This window comes from Streptomyces sp. CB02980 (assembly GCF_014451325.2).
Lineage (GTDB): Bacteria > Actinomycetota > Actinomycetes > Streptomycetales > Streptomycetaceae > Streptomyces.
This window is the reverse complement of record NZ_JACSCH020000007.1, coordinates 40,488-52,700: the sequence shown is the minus strand read 5'-3', so window position 1 is coordinate 52,700 and position 12,213 is coordinate 40,488. Positions and strand designations below refer to the sequence as shown.

10 protein-coding genes are annotated in these 12,213 nt (G+C 70.7%); 6 read left to right on the top strand and 4 right to left on the bottom strand.

Translation table 11 applies throughout. The features are described from left to right. The first annotated feature begins 25 nt into the window (after positions 1–25). The 3 genes from rarD to E0F75_RS16470 all read left to right on the top strand — a co-directional run bounded on the left by rarD (position 26) and on the right by E0F75_RS16470 (position 2,368). Positions 26–1,063 (top strand): EamA family transporter RarD, encoded by a 1,038-nt coding sequence (rarD, locus tag E0F75_RS16480; protein WP_229312702.1) that lies wholly within the window; start codon positions 26–28, stop codon positions 1,061–1,063. A gap of 142 nt (positions 1,064–1,205) precedes the next feature. After that, positions 1,206–1,646, top strand: coding sequence for a helix-turn-helix domain-containing protein (locus E0F75_RS16475; RefSeq protein WP_187623292.1), 441 nt, complete (start codon positions 1,206–1,208; stop codon positions 1,644–1,646). A 68-nt stretch (positions 1,647–1,714) separates the two neighbouring features. Continuing rightward, complete coding sequence (locus tag E0F75_RS16470) at positions 1,715–2,368, top strand: DUF4291 domain-containing protein (RefSeq protein ID WP_187623291.1); 654 nt, start codon at positions 1,715–1,717, stop codon at positions 2,366–2,368. Here E0F75_RS16470 and E0F75_RS16465 read toward each other — a convergent pair. Together E0F75_RS16465 and E0F75_RS16460 are read right to left on the bottom strand one after the other, a co-directional pair. Further along, positions 2,343–3,005, bottom strand: a complete 663-nt coding sequence (locus E0F75_RS16465; protein ID WP_187623290.1) for an NADPH-dependent F420 reductase — start codon at positions 3,003–3,005, stop codon at positions 2,343–2,345. The two genes, E0F75_RS16470 and E0F75_RS16465, sit on opposite strands and share 26 nt — an antisense overlap. A gap of 145 nt (positions 3,006–3,150) precedes the next feature. Continuing rightward, entirely contained in the window at positions 3,151–4,257 is a 1,107-nt protein-coding gene (locus E0F75_RS16460; RefSeq protein ID WP_187623289.1) for a hypothetical protein, read from the bottom strand. 360 nt (positions 4,258–4,617) lie between these two features. Here E0F75_RS16460 and E0F75_RS16455 point away from each other — a divergent pair, with 360 nt between their 5' ends. After that, positions 4,618–5,931, top strand: coding sequence for a M28 family peptidase (locus E0F75_RS16455; protein ID WP_187623288.1), 1,314 nt, complete (start codon positions 4,618–4,620; stop codon positions 5,929–5,931). A gap of 91 nt (positions 5,932–6,022) precedes the next feature. On the opposite strand, the gene E0F75_RS16450 is transcribed toward E0F75_RS16455, so the two are convergent. Next, positions 6,023–7,231, bottom strand: coding sequence for a sigma-E factor regulatory protein RseB domain-containing protein (locus E0F75_RS16450; protein ID WP_187623287.1), 1,209 nt, complete (start codon positions 7,229–7,231; stop codon positions 6,023–6,025). 219 nt (positions 7,232–7,450) lie between these two features. Next, positions 7,451–8,461, bottom strand: coding sequence for a polyprenyl synthetase family protein (locus tag E0F75_RS16445; protein ID WP_187623286.1), 1,011 nt, complete (start codon positions 8,459–8,461; stop codon positions 7,451–7,453). A gap of 210 nt (positions 8,462–8,671) precedes the next feature. Here E0F75_RS16445 and E0F75_RS16440 point away from each other — a divergent pair, with 210 nt between their 5' ends. After that, entirely contained in the window at positions 8,672–10,177 is a 1,506-nt protein-coding gene (locus tag E0F75_RS16440) for a peptide MFS transporter (RefSeq protein ID WP_187623285.1), read from the top strand. 31 nt (positions 10,178–10,208) lie between these two features. Continuing rightward, on the top strand, positions 10,209–12,209 hold the full coding sequence (locus E0F75_RS16435; protein ID WP_187623284.1) for a CocE/NonD family hydrolase: 2,001 nt from the start codon (positions 10,209–10,211) through the stop codon (positions 12,207–12,209). Positions 12,210–12,213 lie beyond the last annotated feature (4 nt).

Below are 12,213 nucleotides of genomic sequence, written 5' to 3'. Positions count from 1 at the left end.
AGCGCGGCACAGGGCGGGAGGTCCGGTGAAGACGGAGAACGAGGAACGAGCAGGATTGCTCTACGGGATCGGCGCCTACGGCATGTGGGGTCTGGTCCCGCTCTTCTGGCCCCTCCTCAAGCCCGCCGGATCGGTCGAGATCCTCGCCCACCGCATGGTGTGGTCCCTGGCCTTCGTCGGCATCGCCCTGCTCGCGGTGCGCCGCTGGGGCTGGATACGCGAGCTCGTCCGCAGCCCGCGCAAGCTCGCCCTGATCACCGTCGCCGCCGCCGTCATCACGGTGAACTGGGGCCTCTACATCTGGTCCGTCAACACGGGCCATGTCGTCGAGGCCTCGCTCGGCTACTTCATCAACCCGCTCGTCACCATCGCCCTCGGCGTCCTCGTCCTCCAGGAACGGCTGCGCCCCGCGCAGTGGGCCGCGGTCGGCATCGGCTTCGCCGCCGTCCTCGTCCTGGCGATCGGATACGGGCAGCCGCCCTGGATCTCCCTGACCCTCGCCTTCTCCTTCGCCGTCTACGGGCTGGTGAAGAAGAAGGTCAACATCGGCGGCCTGGAATCGCTCGCCGCCGAGACCGCCGTCCAGTTCCTGCCGGCCCTCGGCTACCTCGTCTGGCTCGGCACCCAGGACACGCTCGCCTTCGGCGCCCACGGCGCGGGCCACACGACCCTGCTCGTCGCCACCGGCATCGTCACGGCGGTGCCGCTCGTCTGCTTCGGCGCGGCCGCGATCCGCGTACCGCTGTCGACGCTCGGCCTCCTCCAGTACCTGGCGCCGACCTTCCAGTTCCTGCTCGGAGTCCTCTACTTCCACGAGGAGATGCCGCCGGAGCGCTGGGCGGGCTTCTCCCTCGTCTGGCTGGCCCTGACCATCCTCACCTGGGACGCCCTGCGCACGGCCCGCCGGAGCAGGGCGGCGATGGAGGCGGCGAAGACGAAGGCGACGGCCGAGGCCGCGGCGGAGGCCGAGGCCGCGGAGGCCGGGACCGTGACGGCGGACGGCACCACGGAGCCGGCTCGGACATCGGCATTCACTCCCGCGCCGGTGGAGCCGAGGACGTAGCCGGCGAGCTCGACCTCGGTCACGGCGTCCAGGGCCCCTGAACCTCCGGAGCCTTTGAGCGGCCCGCGGGGTGGCCGGTTATCGACCCGAGGGGCCGGTTCCCTCTTGTAACCGGCCCCCTCCTGCGGAACCATCTGGTGCCATGGAGACAGCCACGTGGAAGTCAGCGAGCCACTGCACGGCGACGTACGGGGACGGCGGGGACCCCGACCCCTTCCAGTGGGACACCCGGGAGGACTGCGAGGTACGGCAGATCCTCGACCGGGTCGCCGACAAGTGGTCACTCCTCGTCATCGCCCTCCTCGACCGCCGCGTACTGCGCTTCACGGAGCTCAAGCGCGCGATCGACGGCGTCAGCCAGCGCATGCTGACCGTGACCCTGCGCCAGCTGGAGCGCGACGGCCTCGTGAAGCGCACGGTCCACCCGGTCGTCCCACCCCGCGTCGACTACGAGCTGACGCCCCTGGGCGCCACCTTGCACACCACGATCCGCTCGCTCGTCACCTGGACCGAGCAGCACCAGAACGAGATCGCGGCGGCGCGGGAGGAGTACGACACGCGGGAGACGGCCACGGTCTCCTGAGAGCCCGCCCGCAGCAGGGCACGGATAACCGGTGGCCCCGGCCCCGGACTTCCCCCATCCTCATGGCCATGGAAGAAACGAAGTCGGCCATCGACGAGCCGAAGTACCGCATCCGCGCGCTCCACACCGACCGTACGGTCACCGTCTACCAGGCGTACCGGCCCGAGATCGGCCTTCCCGCGGCCCGCGAGGGACGGTTTCCGGCCGCATGGAAGCGGGACCGGATGACATGGATCAAGCCGTCGTTCCTGTGGATGATGTACCGCTCCGGCTGGGGGAGGAAGGAGGGCCAGGAGACCGTCCTCGCCGTGGAGATCACCCGCGAGGGCTTCGAATGGGCCCTGCGGAACGCCTGCCTCTCCCACTACAAGCGCGGGTTCCACCCCGACCAGGCCACCTGGCAGCGGGAGTTGAGGCAGGCGCCGGCGCGCGTCCAGTGGGACCCGGAGCGCGATCCGCACCTCAGGGCACTCCCGTACCGCTCGCTCCAGCTCGGTCTTTCGGGCGAGGCGTCCCGCCGGTACGCGGACGAGTGGACGGTGTCCGTACGCGACGTGACCCCGCTCGCGCACCGGGTCCACGAACTGGTCCGCTCGGGTGACCTGGAGGCGGCCCGGCTCCTGCTCCCGCGCGAGGAGCCGTACCCGGAGCCCGCGGGGCTGCTGGACCACCTGCGCGGGCAAGGGCCGCAGGAGCTCAGCCGGCCGGTGCCGGCGCCGTGACGACCGAGAAGTTGAAGTCGCCGGTGCCGAGCATCCCGTAGAGCCGCAGCCACAGCTGTACGAGCTGCTCGGTGGCGCGGGCGCTCGTCAGGTCACCGAGGTCGAGGATCCGGTCGGGGGCCCAGCCGAAGGAGCCGAGCAGGCCGGCGACGACGGCCTTGGCGTCCTCGTCGTCGCCGCTGAGGAAGACGTTGTGGTGGCCGGGGACCCGGCCGGGCTCAACCATGACCGTGTTGGTCATGGTGTTGAGCGACTTGACGATCCGGGCCTCCGGGAAGGCGTGCTGGAGCTGCTCGGCGACGCTGACGCCGTCGGGGGTGACGACCTTGGGCGGGAAGCCCTCGGAGAAGTCGAGCCCGTTGGACACGTCGAGGAGGACCTTGCCGCGCAGCCCGTCCGCGCCCACGGACTGCAGGACGGCGAGGGAGACGAGCCCGCCCGTCGCGTTGACGACGAGCTCGGCGGGCCCGGCGACGTCCGCGAAGGTCCCGTGCCCGCCGCCGTACTCGTCGGCCCACTTGACGGCCTCGGCGTTGTCGGCGGTACGGGAGCCGATGGCGACCTCGTGACCGAGCGAGGCGAGCTTGGTGGCGAGTCGGCGGCCGACTTCGCCGGTGCCGAGTACGGCGATCTTCATGAGGTGCGCTCCTTCGAGGGAGACGGCGGCCGGGAAGCCGACCCTACGCCGGACCACACGCGGCCGCCGCTCCAATCACACCCGCGGGAAGGTCGGACGCCGGACGGGTCACGGGGCGCGCGCCGCATGGCCCGGAGTGCCCCGCCTACATCCGCCGTATCACCTGCGCCTCCGCCCGCTCCACCGATGCCCGTCCATGGACGTGGACCAGGGCCAGGTGGAAGAGGGACGGGGCCAGGGGCGCCCAGCGGTGGCGGCGTTCCGGGGCCAGGAGGTGGCGGGTCACGTCGGCACTGCGGAAGGGTACGTACTCGATCGTGTCGTGCTCCCAGCGATCCGCGACTCCCCTGCTCATCCGGGCCTGGAGTTCGTCGCCGGTGAGCTCGGTGAGGCGGGCGTAGAAGTGCGCGCTCCAGTGGCGCTTGCCGACGTCGAGGACGAAGGCGAGGAGCGCCATCGAGTACTCGTGGGGTTCGATCGAGAGTTCCTCGCGCATGCCCCGCCTGGCGACGGCATGCACGTCGGGAGCGTTGCGTCCGGCCGAGTCGATGTGGCGGGAGAGGCCCTCGTTGACGGAGGAGTTCCAGAGGCCGGGGGCCATGCGGACACGCTCGCTCCGGCGGCTGACGACGAGCAGGTGGTCGGCGGTGACGACGGCGACGTTCGCCGCAAAGCTGCACTGGAGGAACGCGGGCGAGGTGAGCGGTGCGTCCGGGTCGAGGTAGCGGCCACGCGGTGTGGTGCCGTCCGCGAGGCGCCGGTCGAGCTGCTGGGCGGCGAGGAAGGTGTAGTAGTCGGTGGGCCTCAGCCGCAGGTGGACCTCGGACTGTTCGTCCAGGGCGGTGCGGGAGATCTCGACGGATTCGACGGCGTACCGGGGCCCGTTCCAGACGGGCCCTCGCTCGCCGGCCGCTGCGGCCCTGGCCTCCTCGGCTTCGATGTCGGCGCGCCAGCCCGCCATCTCCTCGGGCAACTCGACGTCTCCGTCGAGCACTTGCACGTGGACCGACTCGGGAGCGATGGCCCGGTCGCCGTCGCCCTCGACGATGAGGGCGGGGGTGTGGAGCGGGCCGAGGGAGAACGTGCCCCAGGCGCGGCCCTGTTCCTGCCGGTAGGTGAGGCTGCGGACGACTCCGGCGGAGCGGCGCCTGACTTTGAACCAGAGGTCCTGGGTCCACTGCTGGAAGAGGGTCGCGAAGACGACTCCGAGGATGGCGCCGACGATTCCGTTCCCGAGATCTATTCCACTCACGGGCAGCAGCGTAGGGCAGCGGAGACCGCCCCGCGATCATGCGCATGGCGACTTTGGTTCACTCGCCACATCACTCATGCCGCCTGCACCCGGCTGGAGTCGGCGAGGGGCGCCGACGCGGCACACGAGAGGCGGCAGGCGAGGTGCTTGTTCGGTGAGCGAACGTGCCTGACCGGTTTCCGCTCTTGACGCGGAGTCAAAATCTCACTGAACATTCAGCACGCACAACAGAACATCTGAACACCCAGACAACTGAACACAGCACACGCACTCGCACAGCTCCAACGCCTCGTGGCACTCAAGCCCGAGGCGTCTCGCACGTTCCGTCCCATCCCCGTTCGGAATCCGGAGCCCCCACAGATGAACATCTCCGTGCCCAGACGTGTCACCAAGGCCACCGCGGTCGCCGCTCTCGCGGCGCTCGCCCTCGCCGGGCTCACCGGCACCACCGCCTCGGCCAACCCGGCCGCGGCCGCAGCCGCGCCCGACATCCCGCTGGCCAACGTCAAGCAGCACTTGACGGACCTCCAGTCGATAGCCACCGCCAACGGTGGCAACCGCGCCCACGGCCGTACCGGCTACAAGGCGTCGATCGACTTCGTGAAGGCCAAGCTGGACGCCGCCGGATACACCACCACCGTCCAGCAGTTCACCTCCGGCGGATCCACCGGCTACAACCTGATAGCCGACTGGCCCGGCGGCGACCCGAACCAGGTCCTGATGGCCGGTTCGCACCTGGACTCCGTGACCTCGGGTCCCGGCATCAACGACAACGGCTCCGGCTCCGCGGCGGTCCTCGAGACCGCCCTCGCCGTCGCCCGCTCCGGCTACCAGCCCACCAAGCACCTGCGATTCGGCTGGTGGGGCGCAGAGGAGCTCGGCCTGGTCGGCTCGAAGTACTACGTGGCCCAGCTGCCCACCGCCGAGCGCGCCAAGCTCTCCGGCTACCTCAACTTCGACATGATCGGCTCGCCGAACCCGGGCTACTTCGTCTACGACGACGACCCGACGATCGAGACCACCTTCAAGAACTACTTCGCCGGTCTCGGCGTTCCGACGGAGATCGAGACGGAGGGCGACGGCCGCTCCGACCACGCCTCCTTCAAGAACGTCGGCGTCCCCGTCGGCGGCCTCTTCACGGGCGCCAGCCGGGTCAAGTCCAGTGCCCAGGTGCAGAAGTGGGGCGGTACGGCCACGGCCTTCGACCGCTGCTACCACTCGTCCTGCGACACGACGTCGAACATCAACGACACCGCCCTCGACCGCAACAGCGACGCGATCGCGCACGCGATCTGGACGCTGTCCGCCGGCACGACCACGCCGCCCGGCACGGTCTTCGAGAACACGGCCGACGTGTCCATCCCGGACAACGGCGCCGCGGTGACCTCCACGGTCAACGTCACGGGTGTCACGGGCAACGCCCCGAGCAACCTCGCCGTCGGCGTGGACGTCGTCCACACCTACCGCGGTGACCTCGTCGTCGACCTCGTCGCCCCGGACGGCTCGGTCTACAGCCTGTCCAACCGGTCCGGCGGCAGCGCCGACAACATCGTCCAGACCTTCACCGTGAACGCCTCCTCCGAGGTCGCCAACGGTGCCTGGAAGCTCCGCGTCCAGGACAAGGCCTCGGTCGACACCGGCTACATCAGCGGCTTCAAGCTGACGTTCCCGTAAGGCCGCAGGAACGGCGGCACAAGAACGCCCGGGCGGGTCGGTGAACATCGCCCCCGACCCGCCCGGGGTCCCAACTCTCCGCGGTACGGCTCTACTTGCCGGCGTTCGCCGCGTCCACCAGCGCGTCCTTCGTCACCGCGCCGACGTAGACCCTGCCGTCGTCGGTGAGGAGCGCGTTCACGATCTTCGTCTTGAAGAGGGTGCCCGAGCCGAACGCGCCGGTGACCTTGTCGCCGAAGGAGTCCAGGAGTCCCTGGAACTCCTTCGGTGCCTCGTCCGTCTTGGGCGCCGGCGCCCCGGTGTCGATCTTCGCGATCGTCGTCCAGCCCTCGCCGATGACGTTCACGCCGCCCTTGTCGGAGGCGGCGCCGGGACCGAAGCCGCCGAACGCGTCCTCAAGGCCCTTCGGCAGCTGTCCGCCGAACGGGTCGCTCTTCTCACCGGCCGCCTTCTCCGCCCCGCCCTCGGTCACCTTCGCGCCCTCCGGCGCCTTGAAGGTGAAGTCGGAGGCCGCCGGCTTCGAGAAGTCGATCTTCGTGAAGCCCGCGTCGACGACGGGCTTGCCGCCCTCGACCGAGGCGAGGGTGAACTTCAGCGGGGTGCCGTTCGCCGCGTCCACCGCGATCTTCACGGACTCGACCGTCGAACCGGACTGCTTCGGCTTGATCACCAGCTGGTACGCGTCCCGGCCGGCCACCTTCGCCGTACCGTCGACGGTGATCGACGTGGTGTCGCCCGCCGCCTTCAGGACCTCGTCCGCGAGCTGCTTGGGCGTGCCCGGGAGCTCCTGGCCCTTCGGGCCGTCGTGGGCGCCCGGGGCGTCCGCGCCCGCCGGGGCCTTCTCGTGGAAGACCTCCTTGGACTTGCTGTCGTACGCCCAGACGTCGTTGCCGTTGTGGATCAGGCTGTACTCGTCGGAGCCGTCGAGCAGGGTCAGCTTCTGGCGCTCGGGGCCGTCCGCCGCCACCCGCAGGGTGTGGCTGCCGGAGATGAGCTGGGTCAGCCGCTCCGAGGGGTCGGCCGACGCGCTGCCGCCGCCGCCCATGCCGCCGGCGAGGCCGCCGAGGCCGGACGTCAGGCCCTCCAGGGGCAGCCCCAGGTCGGTGGAGATCCGGAACGTGCCGGACAGGGTCTGGGTGTCGGAGGCGGCGATCTTCTCGATGAGCTGCTGGGCGGTGATCTCCGGCAGATCGGGGTCGCCGGACGCCGCCAGCGCCGGGACAAGGCCGATGGTCGCCGCGGCAACTCCTGCCACCGCGACCGGGACGATGTACCGGCTCGCCTTACGGGACTCTGCCATGGTCTCCCCTGCCTCCGTGCCCTTGCGGGCCCTCGTGGTCGATGTCTCCATCTCACCGCAAGGGAGGGGCGGAAGCGTCAGTCCCGGGGATCAACCTCACGTACTGCTTCGGGATGACCCGACCCTGAGACGGGCCGCCGTGCGGCGGACCGCGTCGGGCCCGCACGTACGCCGCTTCCGGAGGCCGTCAGCGCGCCCGTACGCCGCTTCCGGCGGCCGTCAGCCCGCCCGGTGCACCACCGCGTCGCACATCTCCGCGAGGGCCGCCTTCGCGTACCCGTCCGGCAGCGGCGCGAGCATCGCGCGCGCCTCCTCGGCGTACCGCACGGTGTCCCGGCGGGCCTGTTCCAGGGCCGGGTGGGCGCGCAGCCGGCGCAGGACCTCGGCGTGCCGGGCGTCGTCGGTCAGGTCGCCGTCGACGAGCTCGACGAGCTCCAGGTCCTCGGGGCGCCCGTGTGTGGCGGCCGCGGCCCGCAGGTGCAGGACGGGCAGGGTCGGGATGCCCTCGCGGAGGTCGGTGCCGGGGGTCTTGCCGGACTCGTGGGAGTCGGAGGCGATGTCGAGGACGTCGTCGGCGAGCTGGAAGGCGACGCCGAGCCGTTCGCCGTACTGGGTGAGGATGTCGACGACGCTCTCGTCGGCGCCGGACATCATGGCGCCGAAGCGGCAGGAGACGGCCACGAGGGAGCCGGTCTTGCCGCCGAGGACGTCGAGGTAGTGGTCGACCGGGTCGCGGTCCTCCTGCGGACCGGCGGTCTCCAGGATCTGGCCGGTGACGAGCCGTTCGAACGCCTCGGACTGGATGCGTACGGCCTCGGGACCGAGGTCCGCGAGCGTGTGCGAGGCGCGGGCGAAGAGGAAGTCACCCGTGAGGACGGCGATCGAGTTGCCCCAGCGGGTGTTGGCGCTGTCGACGCCGCGCCGGACGTCGGCCTCGTCCATGACGTCGTCGTGGTACAGCGTGGCCAGGTGGGTGAGTTCGACGACGACGGCGGAGGGCACGACGCCGGGCGCGTAGGGGTCGCCGAACTGGGCGGCGAGCATCACGAGCAGGGGGCGGAACCGCTTGCCGCCGGCCAGGACGAGGTGCTGCGCGGCCTCCGTGATGAAGGGGACATCGCTCTTGGTGGCGTCGAGGAGGCCCGCCTCCACTGCCGCCAACCCGGTCTGGACATCGGCCTCAAGAGCCTGGTCCCGCACGCTAAGACCGAACGGCCCGACGACGGTCACGAGGGGGTCTCCTGTCTGCTGACGCCTGCTGATGTTCCCACGAATCGTTCACACGGATTGCGGGCGATCACGCTGACGATCACATGGATTGTCGATGTGTCGCTCGATTCACTCAAGCCAGCGTATCCGGTCACCTTTCGATCACCGTGGGCGCCTTCCCGTCACCCCCGGTATGTTCGGGATCAGCTCATACGACCAGGAGTATGCCCTTTGTCCCGAACAACGATCGACACCGATACGAACGGCGAGCAGCCTCCCCCCGAGGACGACCACGCCTTCCTCGGGCACCCCAGGGGTCTGCTGACCCTCTCGGGCCTGGAGGTCTGGGAGCGGTTCTCGTTCCTCGGCATGCAGGCGATCCTCGTCCTCTACTTCGCCGCGGCCGTCTCCGACGGCGGTCTCGGCATGGCGTCGGGCACCGCGGCCTCGGTCTCGGCGGCGTACGGCACGCTCGTCTACCTGGTCTCGGTGGCCGGCGGCTGGCTCGCGGACCGCATCCTCGGCTCGTACCGGGCGGTCCTCTGGGGCGGCATCCTGATCGCGTGCGGCCACTACGCGATGGCCGTGCCGACGGCCGCCATGACCTGGGTGGGCCTCGGCCTGATCAGCGCGGGCACGGGACTGCTCAAGCCGAACGTGGCGACCATGGTCGGCAAGCTGTACCGGACGGACGACGACCGCCGGGACGCCGGTTTCGCGCTCTACTACATGGCGATCAACATCGGCGCGTTCGCCGGCCCGCTGATCACCGGCTGGCTCGCCGACCACAAGGGCTACCACTGGGGCTTCTCGGCCGCCGCGCTCGGCATGACGCTCGGCCTCGTCCAGTACGTGGCGGGCCGCCGTCACCTGGCCGGACGCAAGCACTCCGCCGAGTTCGCGCTGGCCCCCGACGCCATGCGGCGGGCGGTCCGGCTGATGATCGCCGGCGCGGTCGTCGTGGCCGCCGTCGCCACCGCCCTCGCGCTCGCGGGCTGGCTGACCATGGACCGCTTCGTGGACGTGCTGACCGTGATCTCGGTGATCGCGCCGGTCGTCTACTTCTGGGTGATGTTCACGAGCCCCCGCGTCACCGCGGAGGAGCGCGGCCGCCTCAAGCCGTACGTCGTGCTGTTCCTGGCCTCGGTCGTCTTCAACTTCATCCTCTTCCAGGCGTACTCGACGATGATCCTGCTGGCGTCCACCAACGCCCGTACGACCATCCTCGGCTTCGACTTCCCGGCGAGCTGGTACGCCTCCGCCCTCGGCGCCTTCGAGGTGGCCCTGGCGCCCGTCGTGGCCGCCGTCTGGGCCCGGATGGGGCACAGGCAGCCGCACGCCTCCAACAAGATCGCCTTCGGCGTGATCCTCGGCGGTCTGTCGTTCCTCCTGATGGTCCTGCCGACCTCGGGGCACGCCGACGACACCTACCAGATGGCCGCCTGGTGGATCGTCGGCTCGTACCTGCTGCTCGGCCTCGGTGACGTGCTCCTGGAGACCTCCGGGATGTCCGCCACCAGCAAGCTCGCCCCGAAGGCCTTCTCCAGCCAGACCATGTCGCTCTGGTTCCTCTCGCTCGCGCTCGCCAACGGCATCCAGGCACAGACCGTGAAGCTCTACGACGACGTCTCCAAGCCCGTCTACTTCGGGGTGAACGGCGCCGTGGCCGTGGTCGTCGGCCTCGTCGTGATCGCCCTGGCGCCCTGGCTGCGCCGCACCATGCACCCCGTCCGCTGAGGACCGCCCACCCGTCCATTGAGGTGACGTGATGACGAAGATCCGTACCGACTTCCCGTACGAGACCCGCCACGAGGACCTCCGCATCCCGCTGCCGGACGGAACCCGGCTGTACGCGCGCGTGTGGCGGCCCCTCACCGACGAGCCCGTGCCGGCGCTCCTGGAGTACCTGCCGTACCGGCTCACCGACTGGACGGCGCCCCGGGACTGGCAGCGCCACCCCTGGTACGCGGGCCACGGCTACGCCTCCGTACGGGTCGACGTCCGCGGCCACGGCAACAGCGAGGGCCTGCCCGGCGACGAGTACGACCCGGTCGAGCTCGCCGACGGCGTGGCCGTCGTGAACTGGCTCGCCGAGCAGCCGTGGTGCACCGGCAAGGTCGGCATGTTCGGCATCTCCTGGGGCGGCTTCAACTCGCTCCAGGTCGCCGCGCTCGCCCCCGAGCCGCTCAAGGCGATCGTCACCGTCTGCTCCACCGACGACCGCTACGACAACGACGTCCACTACATGGGCGGCTCGGTCCTCGCCGTCGACATGCACGCCTGGGCCGCCACCATGCTCGCCTTCGTCTGCCGCCCGCCCGACCCGCAGTACGTGGGCGAGGAGTGGCGGGAGATGTGGCTGAAGCGCCTGGAGGCCGTGGAACCGTTCCTGCACACCTGGCTCTCCCACCAGACCCGCGACGCGTACTGGCGGCACGGCAGCGTCTGCGAGGACTACGGCGCGATCCGGGCCGCCGTCCTCGCCGTCGGCGGCTGGCACGACCCGTACCGCGACACCGTCCTGCGGCTCGCCCAGCACCTCCCCCAGGACCGGGTGCGCGGCATCATCGGCCCCTGGTCGCACCAGTACCCGGACCGCGGTCTGCCGCCCGGCCCGGCCATCGGCTTCCTCCAGGAGACCCTGCGCTGGTGGGACCACCACCTCAAGGGCGCCGACAACGACGTGATGGCCGAGCCGCTGCTCCGCTCCTGGATCAGCGACTCGCACCTGCCGGCGACGGTGTACGACGAGCTGCCGGGGCGCTGGGTCACCGACCCCGCCTGGCCCTCCCCGAACGTCACCCCCCTGACGTACGCCTTCCAGGGCGTTCCGGTCGTGGTCGACTCGCCGCAGCAGACCGGGCTCGACGCGGGCCGCTTCTTCCCCTTCGGCAACGACGCCGACCTGCCGCCCGACCAGCGCGACGAGGACGCCCACTCGGCGTGCTTCGACTTCCCCGTCCCGGAGGACGGCGGCCCCGTGGAGATCCTCGGCCGCCCGTCGGTGAGCCTCGCCCTGCGCACGGCCGCCCCGACCGGGCAGGTCGTCGCCCGGCTCTGCGACATCGCCCCCGACGGCTCCTCCACCCTGGTCACCCGGGGCGTGCTGAACTTCTCCGCCCGCTACGGCCGCGACCGGGCCGTGGAGGCGCAGATCGGCGAGACGGAGAGCTTCGTCTTCGAGCTGAACGGCATCGGCCACGCCTTCGCGCCCGGCCACCGGGTGCGCCTCGCGGTCTCGTCCGCGTACTGGCCGTGGATCTGGCCGCAGCCGGACGCGGCGGGCTTCACCCTGGACCCGGCGGGCTCCTCCCTGACCCTGCCGGTCCGCCGCCCCACCCAGGACGCCGTCGAATGGGAGGAGCCGGAGCAGTCGGAACCGCTCGGCGTGGCCTTCCCGCGCACCCTGGAGGAACCGCGCCCGGAGCGGGTGGTGGTCAGGGACGTGGCGAAGGGCGAATGGACCCTGGAGGTCGACCCGAAGTACGGCGGCACGCGCGTGTACCCGGACGGCCTCGAATTCACCGAGGACGCGGTGGAGACCTACACGATCGACGAGAGCGGCCCGCTGTCCGCCCGTACGAACTCGGAGTGGACGATCCGGCTCCACCGCCCGGAGCTCGCCTGGGACGTCACGGTCGACACCCGCTCGGAGATCACCTGCGACGAGGACGCGTTCTTCACGACGAACGAGGTGGTGTGCAAGGAGGGCGGGGAGGTCGTCTTCCACCGGACGTGGGAGAAGACGATCCCCCGTACGGCGGGCTGAGAGC